This is a genomic window from Mesorhizobium sp. WSM4850, assembly GCF_055811735.1.
The window spans coordinates 25813-46822 of the sequence record NZ_JBVVPV010000044.1 but is presented as its reverse complement, the minus strand read 5'-3'; the positions used below and the strand labels follow the sequence as shown (position 1 = coordinate 46822).

Genomic DNA, 21010 nt, shown 5'->3' with positions numbered 1-21010 from the left:
CGCCCCTCCTAGCCATCCGGTTAAGTCGAATCAAGCTTTCTGCACAGAATTCGCCCGAAGCTGCGCCGGCTGCTGTTGAAGCGGTGTGGCTGCGCTGCCGAGTAGCACTTTCTTAACCGCGTCGCTTAACGAAATGCGCCGAAACCGCTTTCCCGGGACACGGCTTCCCCTACAATTCAACGTTGAGCTTGCGTGGAAAGTTCAAACTGGGGGGAGTGCAATGATCGGGAAAACTGCTTCCTCGGCCATCGCCAGCCTCGCCGTCCTCGCCATGGTGTCCGAAACGGCTGCCGGCGGGCGCGCCGTCGAATGCTACGAGCAGGTCAACAGGCCGGCCGTCTACGAGACGGTCTACGAAAACGTGCTCGTCAGCCCGGCCGGTCAGCAGGTGGAATCCGTTCCGGCGATCTACGGGACGCGCGAGCGGGTGGTGCAGATCGCGCCGGCGCGTGTCAGCTACGAGATCGTGCCTGCCATCACCCGCACCATCTACCGCACGGTGAAGGTCGATGGCGGCTACTCCTGGGAATGGCGCGTCATCAACGGCCGCAAGGTGCTGTGCAAGGTCAGGCACAAGGCGCGCTATCAACGGGTGGCCGAGACCGTGGTGGTGCAGCCTGAGCGCCAGCGGCGCGTCCTCAGTCCCGCCGAGTACGAGAGCGTCGCCGAGGAGGTTCTGGTGCAGCCGGAGCAGCGGCGGATCGTCAATTTTCCCGCCACCTACCAGACAGTGGCGCGCCGGGTTCTGGTCCGTGAGGGCTCGTCACGCTGGCGGCAGGTGCGAATTCCGCGGCACTGCCGGTTCTAGGCTTCCGCCCGCAGCCACGCTTTCAAGCCGCCGACATCGCCATTGCCGACGGTCGCTGCGACACGCCTGCCGACCGCCGCGCCGAACTTGTAGCCGTGGCCGGAGCAGGCCGAGACGACAAGGCATTTGCCCTTCTCATGCGCCAGGAACTTTTCGTCGGCGGTGAAGGTGTAGGCACAGGTGACGACCTCGGTGACCTTGTATTCTTCGACACGGGCGATCGGCGGCGAAAACAGGTCGCGGATCGCCTCGCCCTCGCCCGCCACCGGCTGGCGGTTCCAGTCGGCATCGCTGGTCGGCACCCTGTGCAGCCCTGAGCCGAATTTCATGCCGGCGCCGCCGGACGGCGGGATCACGTAGCCGTCGACGGCGCCGCCGACATCGAGGATGACCGGGGCCGAATGCCACGCCGCTTTCAGATCGGCCGGCGGTTCGACATAGGCGAGCGCGGTGCGCCAGGTCTTCAGCTCGCCGCCCAGCTCCGGAAACAGTTTCAGCACCCAGGCGCCAGCGGTGACGACGATGCGGTCGGCCTGCATCGTCTCGCCGCTTTCAAGCACGAGGCGGCCAGCCTCGGCGTCGACCTCCGTCACCTTGCTGTTTTCGTAGACGTTGGCGCCGATTCTCCGCAGCCATTCGGCGAGGCGGGAGGCAATCTTGCGACAATGCAGCGCACCACCTTCCGGCGAAAAATACGCGTAGCGGAACGAGCCGGGCTGCAGGAAGCGCCAGCGCTTGGCCGCGGCGTCCGGCTCGAACAGTTCGATCGGGTAGTTCCCGGCTTCCATGCCCTCGCGATATTCCTCGGCTTCGTCTCCCGGCTCGCGCGAAATGCAGATGAAGCCGCGCGGGTCGAGATGGTTCTCGCCGAGATCGGCCCACATCTCGTCCCAGGCCGCATAGGCTTCGGTGATCAGCCGGCCATAACCCGAGGCTGCGCCATAGGCGCGGCGGATGATGCGGTGATGGTCGCCCGAGGCGGCAAGCGGATTGGGAATCGGTCCCTGCTCGACAATCGAGACCCGGTGCCCGGCCTTGACCAGCGACCAGGCCGTCGACAGCCCTGCAATGCCTGCGCCAACCACGATCACATTCATCAAGTCAGTCTTTCCGCAGCCGCGCCGGCTGGCTCAATGCGCTTTTGTGCATGTCGTTGTCGATTCACACCCTCGGGTCAGGCCCAAGGGCATGCTTTTGGGCGACACGCATCAGATTGCCGGGCGCCAACATACGGTCTGGCATCAAGCTGGCAAGCCTTGGAGCGCCGCGCGTCGTTCGACGCGCAAAGGACGCTCCAAAACTTGAATCTGCGCATGATCCTTTCCGAAAACCGATTCCGGTTTTCGGGGTCATGCGTTAATTGTCTGGCATGACCAAATTGAAGCCGACCTATCTTGCCTTCGATTCCTCGACCCGCCATGTGCGACTGGACCCACACGAGGCGGCTTTCTTCCAGAACCCCTACGCGGCTTATGCCTTCATGCATGGCGCATCGAATGTCTTCTTCTGGGAAGAGTTCGGCTTCTGGTGCTTTGGCGGCTTCGACGACGTCAGTCGGCTGCTGCGCGACCGCCGCTTCGGCCGCCACAACCCGGCCGGCATCCCTGACAGAAGCGCCGTCGGCGAGGATCGCAGCCATCTCGGCAGCTTCGACGGCATCGAGGCCAATTCGATGCTGGAGCTGGAACCGCCCGTTCACACCAGGCTCAGAACGCTGGTCACCCGCGCCTTCGTCTCGCGCCAGGTCGAGCGGCTGAAGCCGCGCGTCGAGGCGCTGGCCAACGAGCTGATCGACCGTTTCGAACCGGGCCAGGTCGACCTGCTGCCAGCCTTCGCATCGCCTTTGCCGATCACCATCATTGCCGAAATGCTCGGCGTGCCGGTCGAGATGGGACCGCAACTCCTCGACTGGTCGCATCGGATGGTCGCCATGTACATGCACGGCCGCACCCGCCAAACGGAAGAGACGGCCAATCGCGCAGCACATGATTTTTCGGATTTCCTGCGCGGCCATGTTGCCGAGCGGCGCAAAAAACCCGGCGACGATCTGTTGTCGCTGCTGATCTCGGCGCAAGACGATGGCCAAAGACTCTCTGAGGACGAGCTGGTGTCCTCGGCGATCCTGCTGCTCAATGCCGGCCACGAGGCGACCGTCCACCAGACCGGCAATGCGGTGCGCGCGATTCTCGCGCAAGGCGGCGACCCGCGCCGCTTCTTCACCTCGCCGCAAACGACCACCGCCACGGTCGAGGAATGCCTGCGCTTCGACGCGCCGCTGCACATGTTCACGCGTTATGCCTATGAAGAGATCGAGGTCGGTCCCGGTATCATCGTGCGGCCGGGCCAGACGATCGGCCTGCTGCTCGGCATGGCCAATCACGACCCGGCGGCCTTTGCCGAACCCTTCGCCTTCCGGCCGGATCGCGCCGACCAGAAGAACGTCTCGTTCGGCGCCGGCATCCATTTCTGCATCGGCGCGCCGCTCGCCCGGCTCGAATTGCAGGTATCGCTGAAAACCTTGTTCGACCGGCGACCGCGGCTGCATCTGGCCGAACAGCAGCGTTTTCGCGACAGCTATCATTTCCACGGGCTGGAAAGACTCGTCGTGCACACCGGGCAATGATCAAAGCTTGATCACATACTCCTTGCGTGTCGTTTCAAGCACTTCCCAGCTTCCCTTAAAGCCTGGCCTGAGCACGAAACTATCGCCTGCCCTGACGGTACGCGCCTCGCCGCCTTCCTCCGATATCACCGAGACGCCGGAAAGAATGTGGCAAAACTCCCACTCGTCGTATTCGATGCGCCATTTGCCCGGCGTCGCCTCCCAGATGCCGGCATAGAGGCCACCGTCGCGTTCCTCGACATTCCAGGTGCGGAACTTTGGATCGCCTGAAATCAGGCGATCCGGCGCCGGCGCGCCAGGTTCCGGCTCGACGCTTTCAATATCGACGGAGAGGAAATTCGGCGCGGTCATGGAAACTCCTTGCAGCAGGGGTCAGACGTTGGCGAGAGCCTGTTCCAGATCGGCGACGATGTCGTTGACATCCTCGATGCCGACCGACAGCCTGACCGTATCCGGCCCAGCGCCCGCAGCGACCTTCTGCTCGTCGGACAGTTGCCGATGCGTGGTCGATGCCGGATGGATAACCAGCGACTTGGTGTCGCCGACATTGGCGAGGTGCGAGAACAGTTCGAGCGCCTCGACGAATTTGATGCCCGCCGCATAGCCGCCCTTCAGGCCGAAGGTGAACACGGCACCGGCGCCAAGCGGCGAGTACTTCTTCTGCAGCGCATTGTTGTTGTCGCTGAGCAGGCCGGGATAGGACACCCAGGCGATTTTTGGGTGGTTGGACAGCCACGCGGCGACGGTGACCGCATTGTCGCAATGGCGCTGCATCCTGAGCGGCAGGGTTTCCAGGCCGGTCAGGATCAAGAACGCATTGAAGGGCGAGATCGCCGGGCCCATGTCGCGCAGGCCGAGCACGCGCGCGGCAATGGCGAAAGCGAAATTGCCAAATGTTTCGTGCAGGACGAGGCCGCCATATTCGGGGCGCGGCTCAGACAGCATCGGATATTTGCCGGATTTCGACCAGTCGAAGGTGCCGCCGTCAACAATGGCGCCGCCGATGGAATTGCCGTGGCCGCCGATGAACTTGGTCAGCGAATGCACGACAATGTCGGCGCCATGCTCGATCGGCCGCACCAGATAGGGCGAGGCCAGCGTGTTATCGACGATCAGCGGCAGGCCATGCTTGCGGGCGACGTCGCCGATCTTTTCGATGTCGACGAAGACACCGCCCGGATTGGCCAGGCTCTCGATGAAGATCGCCTTGGTCCTTTCGTCGATCTGGCTTTCGAAGGTCGAGATGTCGTTGGTGTCGGCCCAGCGCACCTGCCAGCCGAAATTCTTGAAGGCGTGGCCGAACTGGTTGATCGAGCCGCCGTAAAGCCTTGTCGCGGCGACGAAATTGTCGCCGGGCTGCATCAGGCTGTGGAACACGAGCACCTGCGCGGCATGGCCCGACGCGACGGCCAAACCCGCGGTGCCGCCTTCGAGTGCCGCGATACGCTCTTCCAGCACCGCCTGCGTCGGGTTCATGATCCGGGTGTAGATGTTGCCGAAGGCTTTTAGCCCGAACAGCGAAGCGGCATGGTCGGCATCATCGAAGACAAAGGAGGTCGTCTGGTAAATCGGCGTGGCACGCGCGCCGGTCGCCGGATCGGGCTTGGCGCCGGCATGGACGGCGAGCGTGTTGAAACCGGGCGTGCGGGTCATGGATTACCTCCCCTGGGTGCTGGTAGTGGTGAATGGTGAATGGTGAATGGTGAATGGTGAAGGCAAGGTCGGCCAGCCCCATCCTGATTGCAAGCGGCTCATATGCCGCTGTGGCCGCCTTCCGGAAAAATCCTTCTATTCACCATTCACTATTCACCATTCACCACCTACTTCCGGCGGACGCCAAAACTCTGGAATCCCGGCCGCATCAGCGGCTTCTTCGACGACAGCACGCCTGAGTTGACACCGGTCCAGCCGATCTCGCCCGACAGCTTGCCATATTCGATTTTTGGGCAGCGGTTCATCACCACCTTGATGCCGGCGGCCTCGGCGCGTGCGGCTGCCTCGTCATGGCGCACGCCAAGCTGCATCCAGATGACTTTCGGCAACGGATCGAGCCGCAAGACCTCGTCGACGACGCCCGGCACCGCCGCCGAGCCGCGAAACACGTCGACCATGTCGATCGGCTCGGGAATATCGGCGAGCCTGGCGTAGGTCATCCGGCCAAGGATTTCCTTGCCGGCCTGGCCGGGGTTGATCGGGAACACCGAAAACCCCTTGCCCAGCAGGTATTTCAGCACGAAATAGCTCGGCCGCACATCGTTGGCGGACGCACCGACCATGGCGATGGTCTTCACCGAATTGAGGATGCCGGCGATATAGGCATTGTCGTAGGCGTCATGGTTCATGCGGCGTCCTCATACAGAGCTTCGGCAAGAAAACCATCCGGACCGTAGCAGAAACTGCGCATCATGCGGAAATGGTCGGTATCGTGGAAAGCCGTGGGAAACGCGGTCAACCCGGCAGCGAGATGCTGCCGTCTTCCGCGATCGGAAAAGCCGGATTATGCGCCACTTCCCAGATATGCCCTTCGGTGTCGGCGAAATAGCCATACCAGCCGCCCCAGAAGGCGCGGCCGGCCGGCTTGACGATCCGGCCGCCGGCCTTCTCGGCCATCGTCAGCACGTCATCGACCTCCGCGTCGGAGCGCGTGTTGTAGGCGAGGTAGATCGCCGACGGCGCCCTACCGAACGTAACGCCTGAATCGGCTTCGGCGCTTTCGCGCGGGAACAGCCCGAGAATGACGCCGCCCATCTGGAAGAAGGCGACGCCCTCGGTGATCCCGGCATGGCGGGTCAGGCCCATCGCCTCGTAGAAGCGCGTGGCGCGCTCGAGATCATCGACGGCAATGGTGATGATGGAGATGCGAGGCTCCATGTCTATTCTCCGTCCCTATTCCTCCGTCCATTCCGGCTTGCGCTTGCCGATGAAGGCGCCGATGCCCTCTTCCGCGTCGCGCGCCAGCATGTTCTCGACCATGACGCGGCCGGTATAGGCATAGGCGTCGGCCAGCCCCATTTCGGCCTGCGCGTAAAAGGCTTCCTTGCCGGTCTTGACGACCAAGGCCGATTTTGCAGCAATGGTTTGCGCGTATTTGGTGACAATCTGATTGAGATATTCGCGCGGCACGACGCGGTTGATCAGGCCGAATTCCTTGGCCGTCGCCGCATCGATGGTCTCGCCGGTCAAAAGCATCTCCATCGCCTGCTTGCGCGAAACGTTGCGCGACAGCGCCACCATCGGCGTCGAGCAGAACAGCCCGATATTGACGCCCGGCGTGCAGAAGGTCGCCTCGTGCGAGGCGATCGCCAGATCGCAGCTCGCGACCAGTTGTGCCCCGGCCGCCGTCGCCAGGCCATCGACCTCGGCGATCACCGGCCTGGGATGGCGCACGATCGCCTGCATCAGTGCCCCGCAGGCGGAAAACGTCTCCTCGAAGAACGCCTTGCCGCGATCGGCATCGGTGCGGCGCGCGGTCATTTCCTTGAGGTCGTGTCCGGCGCAGAACATTTTTCCGGCGGCCGCCAGGATGATGACGCGGACGGATCTGTCTGTTCTGGCGCGGTCGAGTTCCGCCGTCAGTGCCGCCATCACCGCCAGCGACAGCGCATTGGCCGGCGGATTGGCGAGCGTCAGGCGGAGCACGCCCTTGTCCAGCCTCGTGACGACAGGACCTTCGGCAACAGCCGGCTTGATGGCGACGATTTCAGCCATTTTCAAACCTCTTCCCATGTCTCCACCCTCATCATTGGCCAGCGGCATCGGATTCGCGGGCCATGGAACAAAAGAACTAGCACGCTGCCGATTGAAGAACAGGCTTAAGGCGTGTTTTCTCAGGCCACGGCACATACAGGAAACCGCCTATGCCTGCCCAAAACAATCTCAAGCCGGTGCTGACCGCGGCGCAGGTCAATGCGCTGATGGAGACCGTCTATCCGCAGCTCAACGACCAGTTCACCTTCTACGAAGCGATCGAGGTGTTTGCGGGCGGCTGCACGGTACGCCTGAATGCCGACGAGCGGCATTTGCGCCCCGGTGGAACCGTGTCGGGCCCGTCGCTGTTCACGCTGGCCGACATAGGGGGCTATGTCTGCGTGCTTTCGCATGCCGGGCCGGACGCGCTTTCGGTCACCACCAATCTCACCATCAATTTTGTCCGCAAGGCCGAGGCCGGACCGATCGATGGTCATTGCCGCATCCTGAAGCTTGGCAAGAGCCTGATGGTGTTCGAAATCGACATCGTCGCCGGACCGGACGGACACACGGTAGCGCACGCCACGGGAACCTATTCAATCCCGCCGAAGCGGTTTGATCATGTGGTAAAATAATACCTTTATCTCAAACCTTTGTTTTTACTGTGTTTTCTCCGCCCTGTTGGTTTTCATCAGCCTTGACGTGATACCTCCCCCTCGCTTATAAGCCCTCACGGAACAGCGGCCCGCAAAGGCCGCCGTTTTGTTATTGGCGGCGGGCGAGCGCCCGGCGCCAATTCAAGCAACAAGAAACGCCTTCCCTTTTCGTTCGTGAATGGGGGAAGGTCCGAACCGAAAGCAACAAATCCATGACAACCTTTTCGCAGAAGCCTGCGGATGTGGTGAAGAAGTGGGTGCTGATCGACGCCGAGGGTCTCGTCGTCGGCCGTCTCGCCACTGTCATCGCCAATCATCTTCGCGGCAAACACAAGCCCACCTTCACCCCGCATGTCGACGACGGCGACAACGTCATCGTCATCAATGCCGACAAGGTGGTGTTCACCGGCAAGAAATTCACCGACAAGGTCTATTACTGGCACACCGGCCACCCCGGCGGCATCAAGGAGCGCACCGCGCGCCAACTGCTCGAGGGCCGTTTCCCCGAGCGTGTTGTCGAGAAGGCCGTCGAACGCATGATCCCGCGTGGTCCGCTCGGCCGTCGCCAAATGAAGAATCTCCGCGTCTATGCAGGCACGGAACATCCGCATGTCGCCCAGCAGCCCGTCACGCTCGACGTGCCCAAGCTGAACGCCAAGAACAAGAAGGTTTCGTAAAATGGCTGAGCTTTCCTCGCTCGCAGAACTCGGAACTGCCACCGGCAACACCAACACGCAGCCGGCTGCACCCGTCCATGTCCAGAAGCTCGACAAGTCGGGCCGCGCCTATGCCACCGGCAAGCGCAAGAACGCCATCGCGCGTGTCTGGGTGAAGCCCGGCTCCGGCAAGATCGTCGTCAACGACAAGGTGTTCGCCGAATATTTCGCGCGCCCGGTCCTGCAGATGATCCTCAACCAGCCGATCATCGCGGCCAACCGCGCCGGCCAGTACGATATCGTCGCCACCGTCATCGGCGGCGGCCTTTCCGGCCAGGCCGGTGCCGTGCGCCACGGCATCTCCAAGGCGCTGACCTATTACGAGCCGGCGCTGCGCGGCGTGCTCAAGAAGGGCGGCTTCCTGACCCGCGACAGCCGCGTCGTCGAGCGCAAGAAGTACGGCAAGGCGAAGGCCCGCCGCTCGTTCCAGTTCTCGAAGCGCTAAGCACCGCGCAGCTTCAGACATTCGAAAAAGCCGCCTCCGGGCGGCCTTTTCTTTTGGTGAACCTGGCCGAAATTTAGGAACGATCGGCCGGTACCTTGATGAAGTCGATAAACGCCCGCAACGGCGCCGGCACGAGACGCCGGCCGGGATAATAGAGGAACGGCCCGGGAAAGCTCTGCCACCAAGGTTCGAGGACGGGTTCCAGCGCACCGCTCTCAAAGTAAGGGCGAAGCCAATCCTCGAACAGGCTGACAATGCCGGTACCGGCGATGGCTGCATCGACGGCGAGATCGGCCGCTCCGCCCAGGGTTACGAGAAGCGGCCCCGTCGGATCGACCCGCACCACCTCGCCGTCGCGCTCGAATTCCCATGGCGGCATCGCCCCGCTGGCGAAGCGGCCGCGCAGGCAGGCGTGACCGAGCAGGTCGCGCGGGTGTTGCGGCCGGCCATGGCGATCAAGGTAGGCAGGGCTGGCGGCGGTGGCAAAGCACTGCAGGCGCGGTCCGATCGGCACCGCGATCATGTCCTGTTCCAGCCGCTCGTCGTAACGGATCCCGGCATCGCAGCCTGCCGCCCCGACAAAGCTCTCCTCGGCGATCACCTCCAGCCGGATGCCGGGATAGGCAGCGAGAAACCCCGGAACGATGCCGGGGCAGCACCAGCCGCGCTGCGCTGACCGGCACATTGAGCCGCAACGTACCTGCCGGCCTGTCGCGGAAGCCATTCACAACGTCGAGGGCCGATTCCACCTCGGTCAAGGCTGGGCCGAGCCGAGCCAGCAAGCTCGCGCCCGCTTCGGTCAGCACGACGCTGCGGGTCGTCCTGTTGAGCAGCCTGACACCGAGCTGCGTCTCGAGGCGGCGCACCGCCTCGCTCAAACCCGACGCACTGCCGCCGCTGGCGCGGGCGCCATCGCGAAAACCCTTGGCCCGCGCTACCGCCACGAAAGCGTTGAGGTCTCCGAGGTCGATCTTCATTGTTCGACATTCCGTACAGCCCGTGCGGAATGTACCCAATTATCGTGAGATCGGACAGCGCCTATCTCAACCTCAACTGAACGGAGATAGACCATGTCCAGCATTGACCTTTCCGGCACGTTCACTCTCGGCGACCGCACCGTGAAGCGGCTCGGCTACGGCGCCATGCAGCTCGCAGGACCCGGCGTCTTTGGTCCGCCCAAGAACCATGGCGCGGCATTGGCCGTGCTGCGCGAAGCTGTTGCGCGCGGGGTCAATCACATAGACACCAGCGATTTCTACGGCCCGCACGTCACCAATCTACTCATCCGTGAAGCGCTCGCGCCCTATTCCGACGATCTGACGATCGTCACCAAGATCGGTGCCCGTCGCGGCGCGGATGGCTCGTGGCTCCCGGCCTTCTCGCCCGAAGCGCTGACGGAGGCGGTGCACGACAATCTGCGCAATCTCGGGCTCGACGTGCTGGACGTGGTCAATCTCAGGATCATGTTCGACGCGCATGGCCCCGCCGAAGGCTCGATCGAGGCGCCGTTCACTGTGCTGGCCGAGCTTCAGCGACAGGGCCTGGTGCGTCATATCGGGCTCAGCAATGTCACGCCGGCACAGATCGAAGAGGCGCAACGGATCGCCAGGATCGTCTGCGTGCAGAACCAATATAATCTGGCGCACCGGGGCGATGATGTCTTGATCGACAAACTCGCCCGCGACGGTATCGCTTATGTGCCGTTCTTTCCGCTCGGCGGATTCAACCCGCTGCAGTCGTCTACCCTGTCCGGCGTCGCTCAGCGCCTGGGCACCACGCCGATGCAGGTCGCGCTCGCCTGGCTGCTCGGTCGCGCGCCCAATATCCTGCTTATCCCCGGCACGTCATCCGTTGCGCATTTGCGGGAGAACCTCGCCGCAGCCGAACTCGATCTGCCGGAGGACGCCGTCAGGGAGCTGGACGGCATGGCGATGGCTGCATGAGGATTGGCGAAAGCGGCAACGAGCCAATCTCGCCCTGATCGACAGGGCTGGCGGGACAGCGCCTCCCTCTGACAGAGGGGGGCGCTGTCCTGGGCGCTGTCCCTCCGCGATCAAAGGTTCTGCACCGCAGCAGCGCTCCGAGGTAACGGCATGGATCCCAGGGTCTGCGCCGCGTCGCTTCGCTCCTTGCTCCGCCCTAGGATGACGAACTCGTGGTGGCTTATACTAATCCCCAGCGTCAGCAATGGTGGCTGCAGGCCGGCCGGCAGCGCGACCGCCGGTCAAAGAACCAAATCCCTGTGCTGAGGAACTAATTGATGCTCGCCGTGTTCGCCGGCCGCGCCTCATCCGAATAAGGCACGCGGTAGCCGTTTGCCGCCAGCCAGTCGATCGCCGCTTTCGGCTCGTCGGTCTGGATGATGGTGGCGCCGCGCTCGGCCCAGAAGCCGTAGGTCTCGCGCGGCAGGCTGGCGAACACCGCCAGTTCATCGCCACGACCGCCGGCAAGGAAGCCGCCCGGCTTGTTGACGATGGCGTAGGTATTGGCCCAGATGTGCCAGTCGCCCCTTATCGCCGCGGCGCGCATGCGCGGGCTGAACAGCGGACCGCCGGTCTCGGTCAGCGTCTCCGCGCCGTCCCGCCAGTTGATCATCTCGACCGCGCGCGGCGAAAAGGCGCCGCTGACCTTCTCGGCAAAACCGGCGTCGCGAACCGCGTCGTCGGCAATGATCGGCATGAATTGGAAACCGCTGCCGATCGCGCCCATGGCGGCCTTGACAGTGGTGATCCTGGCCGGGTTCCACAGGTTCTCCTTGACGATCACCTGTTCGGCCATGCCAAGGTCACGCGCCACCGCGATCATGCCGGCCAGGCTGTCGACGTCGAGCTTGTTGTCGATGTTGACGAGGATTCTGTCCCTGGTCGCCATCAGCATCTCGCGCAGCGTCGAAACCGGCTCGTCGGTGACGGCGCCGGTGCCTTCGATCACCAGCCTGCAGGTTTTGAGTTCGGCCAGCGTGCGCTTGACCACCTCGCCCGTGCAGTTCGTCGTGCGGTCGAGCCAGCTGTCATGCATGACGACGAACTGGCCGTCCTTCGAGCGCCTGACATCGACCTCGACGATTTCGGCGCCAAGCGCGATCGATGCCTCGAGGGCGGCGATCGAGTTCTCCGCAAACAGCGTCTTGCGGGCCTGCAGGCTGCCGGCGCGGTGTGCCGCCACCATGACATGGTCGCGCCACTGGTTGGCGTGTTCGAAACGGTTGAGAATCTGCCTGGCGCGTGTTTCGCCAGCCAATGCCGAGCCAGTGAACAGCACCGAGGCGGCGGCAAGCACAAGTTTCAGCCAGGTCGTTCGCATGAGAATCGCTCCTACCGGATGCAAACCCGGATAAGCGACGCGCGTGACAGCCCAGTGAACGAAGCCGGCTTCGCAAATGCCGGAAAGTGAGGTCAATGCCGGCTGAAGCGGCTGTTCTTCAATCTCGACTTGCCGAGATCGATGCCGCCGTCCTGGCGGTCGGTGGCCGGCTTGGCGTGCTGAAATCTGCTGCGTTCCCCGGCTGACAACCATCCCGCGTAAGGACGGCTGGCTACTGTCGGTTGTATTCATGCATATCTACGCAAGTTCCGGGTTGGCCATGCGGGCTCATCTAGCAAGCAAGAAGTTGTGACCGAGTTCGAACGGCCATGGCCCTCGGAAGGGGTCGCATTTCCTGGAATTATATCCAATAAGGTGGCGCTCGACGCACAGGAGATCGCTTCATGCCGAACACCAACATCGACCACGCCTTCACCGCCCGGGCCAGGACGGGTGCGTCCTTCGAGCCGACCTATGCCGGCGCGCTGTCGTTCATGCGACGCAAATACTCGAAGGACGTGAAGGGCGCGGACGCGGTGGTGTGGGGCATCCCATTCGACGCCGCCGTCACCAACCGGCCGGGCGCGCGTTTCGGACCGCAGGCGATTCGCCGCGCCTCGACCATTCTCGACAACGACCCGCAATACCCATTTTCGCGCGATCTGTTCGAATATCTCGCCGTGGTCGACTATGGCGATTGCCTGCTCGACAGCGGAAACCACCAGAAGACGCCGGGGACGATCGAGCGCGAGGCGGCAAAGATCCTGAAATCCGGCGCCTTCCTGCTATCGCTCGGCGGCGACCATTTCGTCACCTGGCCGCTGCTCAAGGCGCATGCCGCCATCCACGGTCCGCTGGCCCTGGTGCAGTTCGATGCCCACCAGGACACCTGGCCGGACGACGGCAAGCGCATCGATCACGGCTCCTTCGTCGGCCGTGCGGTCAAGGAGGGGATTATCGATCCCGACCGTTCGATCCAGATCGGCATCCGCACCCATGCGCCTGACACCTTCGGCATCAAGATCCTGTACGGCCACGAAATCGAGGACATGCGCGCGTCCGATATCGCCTATGCCATCGTCGACCGCACCGGCGGCAAGAAGGCCTACGTCACCTTCGACATCGATTGCCTCGACCCGGCCTTCGCGCCCGGCACCGGCACACCGGTCGCCGGCGGGCCGTCCTCGGCAAAGATCCTGTCGGTGCTGCGCCAGATCAATCAGCTCGATATCGTCGGCGCTGATGTCGTTGAGGTTGCGCCGGCCTATGATCACGCCGATATAACGGCAATTGCCGGGTCGACGGTGGCCATGCACTATCTCGGGCTGCTGGCGGAACGAAAGGCCCGGCTCGAAGAGCTGAACAACGGCAATCACATTGTTGCCGGATTGAACCAGGCAAGTGGCATATAGTTTCCAAGTATCAGGGAATTCAGGCAGGCAAATGAAACCGAAAATCTTCATCGACGGCGAGCACGGCACCACCGGTCTCCAGATCTGGGCGCTGCTTGCCGAGCGCGGCGACCTGGAGATCATCTCGATTCCGACCGAGCGCCGCAAGGAACCGGCAGCCAGAGCCGAGTTCCTCAACGCCTCCGATGTCGCGATCCTGTGCCTGCCGGACGCCGCCGCGAAAGAAAGCGTCTCGCTGATCAGCAACGACACGACGAGGGTTATCGACGCCTCGACCGCGCATCGCGTGGCAGAAGGTTGGGAATATGGTTTTGCCGAAATGGACAAGGCTCAGGCGCGCAAGATCGCTTCGGCGAAGCGCGTCACCAATCCAGGCTGCTGGCCGCAAGGGCCGATCGCGACGCTGAGGCCGCTGGTCGCGGCCGGGCTGTTGCCGCCGGATTTTCCGGTCACCGTCAACGGTATTACGGGCTATTCGGGCGGCGGCCGGCCGATGATCGAGGACTATGTCGCCAAGGGCGAGGAAGCGTCGGAATTCCTGCCCTACGGGCTGACCCTGCAGCACAAGCATGTGCCGGAGCTCAGGACCTATGCGAAGCTGTCGCATGATCCGATCATGCAGCCGGCGGTCGGCAATTTCGCGCAAGGCATGATCACGGTGGTGCCGCTGCAGCTCGGCGGCCTCGACTATGTGCCGACCGGCGCCGAGCTTCATTCGGCGATCGCCGACCATTTCGCCGCCATCGATGGCGGCGTGGTCGAGGTGGCGCCCTATGCGCATCTCGAGCGCGTGCCGGAGATCGATCCCGAAGTCTACAACGGCACCAACCGGATGATGCTCCATGTCTTCGCCAACGACGACAGGGCCCAGGCGCTGCTGTTCGCCGTCTACGACAATCTCGGCAAGGGCGCCTCGGGTGCTGCCGTGCAGAACATGGATCTGATGCTCGGCCTCAAGCACTGAATGGACGCTCCGGCATTCCCCGGCCGCTGGAAGGTCAGCGCGCCAGAACTGATTGCCGAGACGTTCAGCAGCCGCATCTGGAAGGTTGTTCGCGAGGACGGTTCGCCGGCGATCGTCAAGGCTCTCAAGGCTTTCGACGACGTCGAAGACGAGTTGCGCGGCGAGCATTTCCTCGCCTGGCGGCGCGGCGAAGGCGCGGTACGGCTGCTCGGCCGCGACGGCCACTGCATGCTGCTCGAATATGCCGGTGAAACCTTGCTGTCACAGGTTCTCGCCGAGCAGGGCGACAACGCCGCTACAGCAATCGCGGCCGAAGTGATGGCAAGACTGTTCTCGCCATCCGACCACCCTGCCCCACCAGACCTTCAGCCGCTGCGGGTGCGGTTTTCCAGTCTGTTCAACAAGGCGAAGATCGATCGCGACGCCGGCGAAAAGAGCTTTTACGTCGAAGCGGCTGCGACCGCGGAACGGCTGTTGGCCAATCCTGTCGAGGTTTGCCGCTGCATGGCGACCTGCATCACGACAACATCATGCTGGGAGCGCGCGGCTGGCTGGCGATCGACCCGAAGGGCGTTCTCGGCGATCCCGGCTTCGACGCGGCGAACATGTTCTACAATCCGCTCGACCGCGACGACCTTTGCCGTGATCCCCGGCGGATTGCCGACATGGCCGAGATTTTCGCCAGAACGCTCGGCCAGACGCCGCCAGCCATCCTGGATTATGCCATCGCCTATGGCTGCCTGTCGGCGTCATGGCATCATGAAGACGGCAATGCGATCGACGAAAGCCGCGAATTGTCCATTGCCACGGCGATCAAGACGGTGCGGCTCAGCCTCTGACCGCGATCTGGTTGGGCATGGGATAAGCGCCCTTGGTGCCGCGCCAATGCGCTGCGGCAAAGCCCAGCAGGACAAGCGCGAAAGCCTGATGCATCAGCGCCATGTGCAGCGGCACCTGCATCAGCAGCGTGCCGATGCCGATCAGGGCCTGCAGCAGCACCAGCACAAACAGCAGCGTCGCGCGGCGCGCATGGGTGGTGCCGGGCTGGCGCCGGTGCGTGGCAATCATGTGCCAAAGTGCTGCGACTGACATCGCGCAGGCGCCGAGCCGGTGGATGAACTGGACCGTCTTCGGGCTCTCGAAGAAGTTGCGCCATGCCGGCTCGAGGATCAACAGGTCGCCGGGGATGAGCTTGCCGTCCATCAGCGGCCAGGTGTTGTAGCTCAGGCCGGCATCGAGCCCAGCGACCAGCCCGCCGAGATAGATCTGGATCAGCGCCAGCAGCACCAGAAAGCCGGCCAGACGCTGGGTCGAGCGGTCGGCCGCGGGCTCGGAATGCGGGGCCAACCCCCGCGCGACCACCATGGTCGCGGTGAAGATCAGCGCCGCCAGCGTCAGATGCGTCGCCAGCCGGTACTGGCTGACGGAGACGCGGTCGACCAGCCCGGACGCCACCATCCACCAGCCGATCGCGCCCTGCAGGCCGCCGAGAAGAAGAATGCCCAATAATTTCGGACCAAGACCGCGTTCGATGCGGCGCGTCGCCCAGAAAAACACCAGCGGCACGGCGAAAACCACGCCGACACCGCGCGCCAGGATCCGGTGCAACCATTCCCACCAGAAGATCGACTTGAACGCTTCGAGGCTCATGCCCCTGTTGAGCTCGGCATATTGCGGGATCTGCTGGTAGCGCTGGAATTCCTCCTGCCATTCGGCGTCGTTGAGCGGCGGGATGATGCCGTGGATTGGCTTCCATTCGGTGATCGAAAGCCCGGATTCGGTGAGCCTGGTGGCGCCGCCGACCAGCACCAGCACAAACAGCACCAGGAGCACGACGTAGAGCCAGCCGCGCACCAGCGCCCGGTTACGCAGGTCGCGGTCGCGGGCCACGAAAGGCGCGGCAGCTGATATGGCAGCCATGGTATTGTCCCGGCAGGTTGCAGTCGCGGATTGGTGAACCATCGCAATCCAACTGGCAAGACCGGACAGCGCGGCACGCCGTCGCGCCGCTTCTTGGCTGTTGCGTGCCTCTTCCGTTGGGCCTAAGCGATAGGGATCAACCGGATCGCGAAATGCCCATTCGCCTGAAAAAGCTGATCGGAACAATCCTGCTGGTGGCGCTGGTCATCGTCTATGCGCTGGTCGCATCGATCGTGGCGGTTGCGCAACTGGCGGAATCGGGACCGTTGGCGCATTTCCTGTTCTTCCTGCTCAGCGGCATGCTCTGGGTGCTGCCGGCCATGGGCATCATCAAATGGCTGATCCTGGAGCCGCCGCGGCCTAAAAACTGAGGTTGCTCGCCGCCGCGGTGAAAGCCTGACGCCCGCGGCAGCTCAGCGTGGTTTTCTGCCTTCCGGGTCGCCGATCGGAACGCACAGGCAGCGCCATTTCGCGACATTCATGACCCTTCTCAAAAGTCGATGACGGGAGAACAGGTGTGAGGCAGGATCTGCCCAATGCGGACCTTCGCGATCAGTCTTGCCAAAGCTCCTGCTTGCGTTCTTTAAAGCCGAGCACACGTTTGCTATCGGTCCACCGTGCGACCTCGCCCTCCATTCCATCCGGGTCCTTGAAGGTCACTAGACGGACAGCGCCGAAATCTGTAACGGTCCCATCCGAAGCGCCAGCCTTCACTAGACGTCGCCTGACTTCCTGCAAGCGCTCTTCATCGTCTACCTTCAGCGCGAGATGATCTATGTGACCTCTCTTGCCCATCTGCATCGACCCATCTTCATACCCCGTTGGTTCCGGCATTTGGAACGGATGAAGGGCAAAGCCACCTCCAACGTCGATAAGTGAGTGACGAAGAGTGCCGCCACCGGGACCGGGCTCGGACAGGTCGAACTTCGTTTCCGCGTCGAAGATTTCTCCATAGAAGCGAATGAAACGGTCCATGTCGTGTGTGAACAGCGTCAGATGGTGCGCACCAACGGTTACAGGCATGCCGAACCTCCCTTGCCGATAATATGACGAGCATACCATTTCGCATTGAACCGGGCGACCTGCAGCCGCGATACATCTCCAATGCGAACGGGCTCCGCAAAGAGGCTGTTCGATGCATGGGCTGGATTTTCCGCGTTCCACCCGGCTGAGACGTTGAACGCTCTTTGCCTGCGCGGCTTAGGCGAATGCCTTGGCCGGCTCGGTAGCGCCATTTGCGGACGTCGCTCAATCGCGGATCAGGTCTGCTTAGGACGCCGTTCGATGCCTGTGGCCGCGAGGGACTCATCAAGATCGGGCGAGGACAGGAAGTTCAGCAACTGTCTAGCGGCGTTTGTGTTCGTGGCGGCACTTATGGCGAGGTCGAAGTCGATGTGGCTCTGGAGTTGCGCAGGGAAAGGACCAATGAGAATAACGTCAGGGGCGGCAGCGAGGATGGAGGTTACCGGAACAACTGCCAACTCGGCTTCGCCACGAGCCACGCTGGTCGCCGTCTGCCCTCCCAATATAGGCACTAGTTTTGGCTTCACCTCAGCCGCCAGTCCCAGCCGTTCGAGCAGGCCGGTGAAGTAGCCGCCGCTGGTTCCGTCGCTAGCGTAGGCGATCGACTTGGCATTCTTCAGGGCGTGCTCGAACGCTTCGATGGAGTCGACGCGGAACGCACGGCCGCCCGCCTTTGCCGCCACGCCCATGCTGATCCGGCCAAATGGCACCTGGCTCTCCGCCAGCACGCATCCGGTTGCAGTCAGGTCCCGAACTAGCTTCGGATTGGTGATGACCAAGTCGAAGGGCTGTCCTCGTTCGATCTGAACCTTCACCGTCGGGTTGAGTTCCCACTTGCTCACTACGCTGAGCCCAGTCGCCGTTTCGAACGACGCGATGATAGGGAGGACTGCCGGCCGGACCGCAATGGCTCCAAAGACCTGGATCTCATCGCCCATTAACGCGCCCCTTCTGCGCTGGATGCTCTCTCACCATATACGGAATGTCCGCAACGGGTCACGACGTTCCCTTGACCTCCCATCAGGGATGGTCCGCAAAGGGTTTGCGGTCCACCGGAGTGTCTCACCACTAGATGGTGACGAGCATCTTTCCGGCGTTGGCCAGCGGCGTCGTCACGCCCGACAGCATCGTGCGGATATGGGCAACGCTCTGATAGCGACCGTTGACCGAAATACGCGGCAGCGCGTGCAGGAAACCGGCATGTTCGGCGCGCAGCACGCCGTGGCGTGTCGTCACCGCCGAGACATAGCCGGCGTCGCGGGCAAAGCCGACTTCGCGGTCACCAACGGCGCTGGCATAGCCATAGGGATAGGCGAAATGGCGCGGCGCCTTGCCAAGCTCGGCCTGCAATATGCCCCTGACGTCATCGACCTCGTGCCGAGCATCGGCTTCGAAAAGCCGCTTCAGATTGCGATGATTGACGGTGTGGGCGCCGATCGTCACCAGCGGATGCCCTGCCATGGCGCGGATCTCGTCCCAGTTCATCAACAGGCTCTGGCGCGCGCCCAACTCGATACCGTTCGACCGCGCCAATTCGCGCAGCACCGCGCGCTGGTCCTCCTCGCGGACCTCCAGCGTCAGATAATCGTGCAGGCGCGCAAAGGCCTGGATTTTCTTGCCCGGGGTCGAGCAGTCGATCGTCACCGGACCGTTCGGTGTCGTCAAAACCAGCCGGTTGCGCGCGCTGACGATGTCCTCGACCACCTCCCACCATAGATCGGCGGCGCCGTTTATCAGCCCCGGCGCAACATAGATGGTGATCGGCGCGCCGTGCTTTTCCAGCACCGGCAGCGCCTCGGTCATGTTGTCGCGATAGGCGTCGTCGGCGGTGATCGCCGCGAACTGGCCACCCTTGCTGCCGGCCTTGATGCGCTCGATCGCCTCGTCCAGGGTGACGAATGCATAGTCGTGCGCCTTCATGTCGGCGATGACAGCGTCGAGGAACTCAGGCGCGATATTGAGATGCCGGTTGACGCTATCAGGCTTTTCCGGCGTGGCGGTTACCCGATGCAGCATCAGGATGGCGCCGATGCCGCCGACGAACGGCTTGGCCAGCGGGGCAAGACCGGTATAGCGCACGACGTTGAGCGCCAGCTTCCGGATCGCCTCGCCCCCGTCGATCATTCATTCACCTTTTGCGCCTAGGCTCATCCAAGCACGGAATGCGCCTATGCGCGCCCCCAATCGCGGTGAATACGCCCTAAAGGATTGAGGTATGGTTGACGCCACCGCGTCATTTGACGGCAATCGGCTCGAGGCCATGCAGGCGGCGCCGCGCGCGGTGCCTGCGGATCATGCCGGCCTGTCGGTGTCGGTCGCCGACGGTGCGGCACTTGCGGCCTATGCCGAGTTCTGCGGTTCGGCGCTGTTCGCGCCGGCGCAGAGCCCGGCCTGGATCCTGAACTGGGCCAGACATGCCGAAGCGGACACCGTCTTGGCGACGCTGAGCGCTGACGGCCGGCCGGTTTTTTGGTTGGCGCTGGAAGTCACCAGCAGCGGTCGGTTACGCGTCGCCCGTTTCATGGGCGGCCGCCATGCCAACGGCAATTTCGCCGCCGCCGACCCGTCCTGGCTGACCAAGGCGGCGGATGCTGCTTCTATCCGCCCGATGCTGGCGGCGATCGCCAGGGCGCGGCCGGACATCGACCTCGTCTCGCTGGAACGGCTGCTGCCCGATCTCGACCGCGTTGCCAATCCGCTTCTATCCCTCCCGCATTTTCCCAGCCCCAACCTGTCGCTGGCCGTCGACCTGGCGGGAGGTTTTGATGCGCTGCTCTCGCGCGCGAGCGGCAAGCGCAGGCGCAAGAGGCACCGCTCGCAGGCGCGCAAGTTTGGGGCCGTCGGCAGCCACCGCCGCATCGAGGCCCGGACGGCGGACGAGGTGAACAGGCTGCTCGATGCGTTTTTCGAGATGAAGGAGTTCCGCTTCCGCAAGATGGGCATAGCCAACGTCTTCGGCGAGCCACAGGTTCGTGCTTTCTTCCGCGCGTTGTTCGTCGAAGCGCTGTCCGACGACACGCCGTCCTTCGTGCTGCATGGGCTCGAAGTCGCCGGCAAGCTTCGCGCCGTCACCGGCTCGAGCCGCTCGGGAAAACGCCTGATCTGCGAATTCGGAGCGATCGCCGACGACGACCTCGCCCATGCCAGCCCCGGCGACTTCCTGTTCTTCGACAACATCGAGGAAGCCTGCGAGAAGGGGTTCGATGTCTATGATTTCTCGGTCGGCGACGAACCCTACAAGCGGCTGTGGTGCGATATCGAGACCCGGCATTTCGAGGTCCTGATTCCGCTGACGACAAAAGGCCGCGCGCTGGTGTTTGTCCTGCGGCAGGGCGCGCGCCTGAAAGCCTTCGTCAAGAACAGCCCGACGATCTGGAAGCTGACCAAGATGCTGCGCCGCAAGACGGCCGGACAGGCTGTGCCAGCAGCGGGCGAAGACGACAGCTGAACGCT

Annotated in this window: 21 protein-coding genes and 2 pseudogenes; 11 read left to right on the top strand and 12 right to left on the bottom strand. The window is 63.2% G+C overall.

All coding sequences use genetic code 11. From position 1 onward, the window contains the following. Positions 1 to 220 precede the first annotated feature (220 nt). Positions 221 to 808: a hypothetical protein gene (locus tag AC0L2Z_RS28950; RefSeq protein ID WP_473629962.1), complete on the top strand. Its 588-nt coding sequence runs from the start codon at positions 221 to 223 to the stop codon at positions 806 to 808. Here the strand turns inward: AC0L2Z_RS28950 and AC0L2Z_RS28945 are convergent. Further along, a complete protein-coding gene (locus tag AC0L2Z_RS28945; protein ID WP_287120478.1) occupies positions 805 to 1905 on the bottom strand; it encodes an NAD(P)/FAD-dependent oxidoreductase in 1101 nt (366 codons plus the stop codon). The genes AC0L2Z_RS28950 and AC0L2Z_RS28945 overlap by 4 nt on opposite strands. Before the next feature lie 272 nt (positions 1906 to 2177). Here AC0L2Z_RS28945 and AC0L2Z_RS28940 point away from each other — a divergent pair, with 272 nt between their 5' ends. Beyond that, the gene (locus tag AC0L2Z_RS28940; RefSeq protein ID WP_473629961.1) at positions 2178 to 3431 is read left to right on the top strand and encodes a cytochrome P450; all 1254 of its coding nucleotides are present in this window, start codon (positions 2178 to 2180) and stop codon (positions 3429 to 3431) included. Here the strand turns inward: AC0L2Z_RS28940 and AC0L2Z_RS28935 are convergent, their stop codons facing one another. From AC0L2Z_RS28935 to AC0L2Z_RS28915, 5 genes are all read right to left on the bottom strand, one after another. Further along, the gene (locus AC0L2Z_RS28935) at positions 3432 to 3782 is read right to left on the bottom strand and encodes a cupin domain-containing protein (RefSeq protein ID WP_287120399.1); all 351 of its coding nucleotides are present in this window, start codon (positions 3780 to 3782) and stop codon (positions 3432 to 3434) included. It abuts the gene before it with no gap. A 21-nt stretch (positions 3783 to 3803) separates the two neighbouring features. Further along, positions 3804 to 5084: an O-acetylhomoserine aminocarboxypropyltransferase gene (locus tag AC0L2Z_RS28930; protein WP_473629960.1), complete on the bottom strand. Its 1281-nt coding sequence runs from the start codon at positions 5082 to 5084 to the stop codon at positions 3804 to 3806. A 167-nt stretch (positions 5085 to 5251) separates the two neighbouring features. Continuing rightward, positions 5252 to 5773 carry a CoA-binding protein gene (locus tag AC0L2Z_RS28925; RefSeq protein ID WP_473629959.1) on the bottom strand — a complete coding sequence of 174 codons (522 nt, stop codon included), beginning with the start codon at positions 5771 to 5773 and terminating at the stop codon, positions 5252 to 5254. A gap of 106 nt (positions 5774 to 5879) precedes the next feature. After that, positions 5880 to 6302, bottom strand: a complete 423-nt coding sequence (locus AC0L2Z_RS28920) for a VOC family protein (RefSeq protein ID WP_023798350.1) — start codon at positions 6300 to 6302, stop codon at positions 5880 to 5882. A gap of 15 nt (positions 6303 to 6317) precedes the next feature. Further along, positions 6318 to 7139, bottom strand: coding sequence for an enoyl-CoA hydratase (locus tag AC0L2Z_RS28915; protein WP_473629958.1), 822 nt, complete (start codon positions 7137 to 7139; stop codon positions 6318 to 6320). 149 nt (positions 7140 to 7288) lie between these two features. Between AC0L2Z_RS28915 and AC0L2Z_RS28910 the strand changes: the two genes are divergently transcribed. The 3 genes from AC0L2Z_RS28910 (at position 7289) to rpsI (ending at position 8935) form a co-directional block, all read left to right on the top strand. Next, complete coding sequence (locus tag AC0L2Z_RS28910) at positions 7289 to 7753, top strand: PaaI family thioesterase (RefSeq protein ID WP_473629957.1); 465 nt, start codon at positions 7289 to 7291, stop codon at positions 7751 to 7753. A gap of 233 nt (positions 7754 to 7986) precedes the next feature. Next, the gene (gene rplM / locus AC0L2Z_RS28905) at positions 7987 to 8451 is read left to right on the top strand and encodes a 50S ribosomal protein L13 (protein WP_473629956.1); all 465 of its coding nucleotides are present in this window, start codon (positions 7987 to 7989) and stop codon (positions 8449 to 8451) included. 1 nt (position 8452) lies between these two features. Further along, a complete protein-coding gene (gene rpsI / locus AC0L2Z_RS28900) occupies positions 8453 to 8935 on the top strand; it encodes a 30S ribosomal protein S9 (protein WP_027155304.1) in 483 nt (160 codons plus the stop codon). A gap of 73 nt (positions 8936 to 9008) precedes the next feature. Here the strand turns inward: rpsI and AC0L2Z_RS28895 are convergent. Then, positions 9009 to 9912, bottom strand: a pseudogene (locus AC0L2Z_RS28895) (LysR family transcriptional regulator). Positions 9913 to 10005: 93 nt separating this feature from the next. On the opposite strand from AC0L2Z_RS28895, the gene AC0L2Z_RS28890 reads away from it, so the two are divergent. Further along, positions 10006 to 10878, top strand: coding sequence for an aldo/keto reductase family oxidoreductase (locus tag AC0L2Z_RS28890; protein ID WP_473629955.1), 873 nt, complete (start codon positions 10006 to 10008; stop codon positions 10876 to 10878). 310 nt (positions 10879 to 11188) lie between these two features. Here the strand turns inward: AC0L2Z_RS28890 and AC0L2Z_RS28885 are convergent, their stop codons facing one another. Further along, complete coding sequence (locus AC0L2Z_RS28885; protein ID WP_473629954.1) at positions 11189 to 12238, bottom strand: glycerophosphodiester phosphodiesterase family protein; 1050 nt, start codon at positions 12236 to 12238, stop codon at positions 11189 to 11191. A 404-nt stretch (positions 12239 to 12642) separates the two neighbouring features. Between AC0L2Z_RS28885 and speB the strand changes: the two genes are divergently transcribed. From speB to AC0L2Z_RS28870, 3 genes and pseudogenes are all read left to right on the top strand, one after another. Beyond that, the gene (gene speB, locus AC0L2Z_RS28880) at positions 12643 to 13650 is read left to right on the top strand and encodes an agmatinase (protein WP_287175255.1); all 1008 of its coding nucleotides are present in this window, start codon (positions 12643 to 12645) and stop codon (positions 13648 to 13650) included. 31 nt (positions 13651 to 13681) lie between these two features. Further along, positions 13682 to 14614, top strand: coding sequence for an N-acetyl-gamma-glutamyl-phosphate reductase (gene argC, locus AC0L2Z_RS28875; RefSeq protein ID WP_473629953.1), 933 nt, complete (start codon positions 13682 to 13684; stop codon positions 14612 to 14614). Beyond that, positions 14615 to 15453, top strand: a pseudogene (locus AC0L2Z_RS28870) (aminoglycoside phosphotransferase family protein). Here AC0L2Z_RS28870 and AC0L2Z_RS28865 read toward each other — a convergent pair. Next, positions 15443 to 16534, bottom strand: coding sequence for a COX15/CtaA family protein (locus AC0L2Z_RS28865; protein WP_473629952.1), 1092 nt, complete (start codon positions 16532 to 16534; stop codon positions 15443 to 15445). The pseudogene AC0L2Z_RS28870 and the gene AC0L2Z_RS28865 sit on opposite strands and share 11 nt — an antisense overlap. 152 nt (positions 16535 to 16686) lie before the next feature. Here AC0L2Z_RS28865 and AC0L2Z_RS28860 point away from each other — a divergent pair, with 152 nt between their 5' ends. Further along, on the top strand, positions 16687 to 16905 hold the full coding sequence (locus AC0L2Z_RS28860) for a DUF2842 domain-containing protein (RefSeq protein WP_128173134.1): 219 nt from the start codon (positions 16687 to 16689) through the stop codon (positions 16903 to 16905). A gap of 181 nt (positions 16906 to 17086) precedes the next feature. Here the strand turns inward: AC0L2Z_RS28860 and AC0L2Z_RS28855 are convergent, their stop codons facing one another. From AC0L2Z_RS28855 to AC0L2Z_RS28845, 3 genes are all read right to left on the bottom strand, one after another. Next, a complete protein-coding gene (locus tag AC0L2Z_RS28855; protein WP_473629951.1) occupies positions 17087 to 17557 on the bottom strand; it encodes a VOC family protein in 471 nt (156 codons plus the stop codon). Positions 17558 to 17793: 236 nt separating this feature from the next. Next, positions 17794 to 18495 carry a molybdate ABC transporter substrate-binding protein gene (locus AC0L2Z_RS28850; protein ID WP_473629950.1) on the bottom strand — a complete coding sequence of 234 codons (702 nt, stop codon included), beginning with the start codon at positions 18493 to 18495 and terminating at the stop codon, positions 17794 to 17796. Positions 18496 to 18625: 130 nt separating this feature from the next. Beyond that, on the bottom strand, positions 18626 to 19681 hold the full coding sequence (locus AC0L2Z_RS28845; protein ID WP_473629949.1) for a polysaccharide deacetylase family protein: 1056 nt from the start codon (positions 19679 to 19681) through the stop codon (positions 18626 to 18628). Positions 19682 to 19772: 91 nt separating this feature from the next. Between AC0L2Z_RS28845 and AC0L2Z_RS28840 the strand changes: the two genes are divergently transcribed. Further along, positions 19773 to 21005, top strand: a complete 1233-nt coding sequence (locus AC0L2Z_RS28840) for a GNAT family N-acetyltransferase (protein WP_473629948.1) — start codon at positions 19773 to 19775, stop codon at positions 21003 to 21005. The last annotated feature ends 5 nt before the right edge of the window (positions 21006 to 21010 follow it).

What these genes read in the sequence shown, in the direction of transcription:
- AC0L2Z_RS28850 (WP_473629950.1), bottom strand. Translation starts at nt 18,495, where the DNA reads ATGGGCGATGAGATCCAGGTCTTTGGAGCCATTGCGGTCCGGCCGGCA.
- argC (WP_473629953.1), top strand. Translation starts at nt 13,682, where the DNA reads ATGAAACCGAAAATCTTCATCGACGGCGAGCACGGCACCACCGGTCTC.
- rpsI (WP_027155304.1), top strand. Translation starts at nt 8,453, where the DNA reads ATGGCTGAGCTTTCCTCGCTCGCAGAACTCGGAACTGCCACCGGCAAC.
- AC0L2Z_RS28940 (WP_473629961.1), top strand. Translation starts at nt 2,178, where the DNA reads ATGACCAAATTGAAGCCGACCTATCTTGCCTTCGATTCCTCGACCCGC.
- AC0L2Z_RS28840 (WP_473629948.1), top strand. Translation starts at nt 19,773, where the DNA reads ATGGTTGACGCCACCGCGTCATTTGACGGCAATCGGCTCGAGGCCATG.
- AC0L2Z_RS28950 (WP_473629962.1), top strand. Translation starts at nt 221, where the DNA reads ATGATCGGGAAAACTGCTTCCTCGGCCATCGCCAGCCTCGCCGTCCTC.
- AC0L2Z_RS28860 (WP_128173134.1), top strand. Translation starts at nt 16,687, where the DNA reads ATGCCCATTCGCCTGAAAAAGCTGATCGGAACAATCCTGCTGGTGGCG.
- AC0L2Z_RS28925 (WP_473629959.1), bottom strand. Translation starts at nt 5,773, where the DNA reads ATGAACCATGACGCCTACGACAATGCCTATATCGCCGGCATCCTCAAT.
- AC0L2Z_RS28885 (WP_473629954.1), bottom strand. Translation starts at nt 12,238, where the DNA reads ATGCGAACGACCTGGCTGAAACTTGTGCTTGCCGCCGCCTCGGTGCTG.
- AC0L2Z_RS28920 (WP_023798350.1), bottom strand. Translation starts at nt 6,302, where the DNA reads ATGGAGCCTCGCATCTCCATCATCACCATTGCCGTCGATGATCTCGAG.
- AC0L2Z_RS28935 (WP_287120399.1), bottom strand. Translation starts at nt 3,782, where the DNA reads ATGACCGCGCCGAATTTCCTCTCCGTCGATATTGAAAGCGTCGAGCCG.
- AC0L2Z_RS28845 (WP_473629949.1), bottom strand. Translation starts at nt 19,681, where the DNA reads ATGATCGACGGGGGCGAGGCGATCCGGAAGCTGGCGCTCAACGTCGTG.
- AC0L2Z_RS28930 (WP_473629960.1), bottom strand. Translation starts at nt 5,084, where the DNA reads ATGACCCGCACGCCCGGTTTCAACACGCTCGCCGTCCATGCCGGCGCC.
- AC0L2Z_RS28910 (WP_473629957.1), top strand. Translation starts at nt 7,289, where the DNA reads ATGCCTGCCCAAAACAATCTCAAGCCGGTGCTGACCGCGGCGCAGGTC.
- speB (WP_287175255.1), top strand. Translation starts at nt 12,643, where the DNA reads ATGCCGAACACCAACATCGACCACGCCTTCACCGCCCGGGCCAGGACG.
- AC0L2Z_RS28855 (WP_473629951.1), bottom strand. Translation starts at nt 17,557, where the DNA reads ATGCCTGTAACCGTTGGTGCGCACCATCTGACGCTGTTCACACACGAC.
- rplM (WP_473629956.1), top strand. Translation starts at nt 7,987, where the DNA reads ATGACAACCTTTTCGCAGAAGCCTGCGGATGTGGTGAAGAAGTGGGTG.
- AC0L2Z_RS28890 (WP_473629955.1), top strand. Translation starts at nt 10,006, where the DNA reads ATGTCCAGCATTGACCTTTCCGGCACGTTCACTCTCGGCGACCGCACC.
- AC0L2Z_RS28865 (WP_473629952.1), bottom strand. Translation starts at nt 16,534, where the DNA reads ATGGCTGCCATATCAGCTGCCGCGCCTTTCGTGGCCCGCGACCGCGAC.
- AC0L2Z_RS28945 (WP_287120478.1), bottom strand. Translation starts at nt 1,905, where the DNA reads ATGAATGTGATCGTGGTTGGCGCAGGCATTGCAGGGCTGTCGACGGCC.
- AC0L2Z_RS28915 (WP_473629958.1), bottom strand. Translation starts at nt 7,139, where the DNA reads ATGGCTGAAATCGTCGCCATCAAGCCGGCTGTTGCCGAAGGTCCTGTC.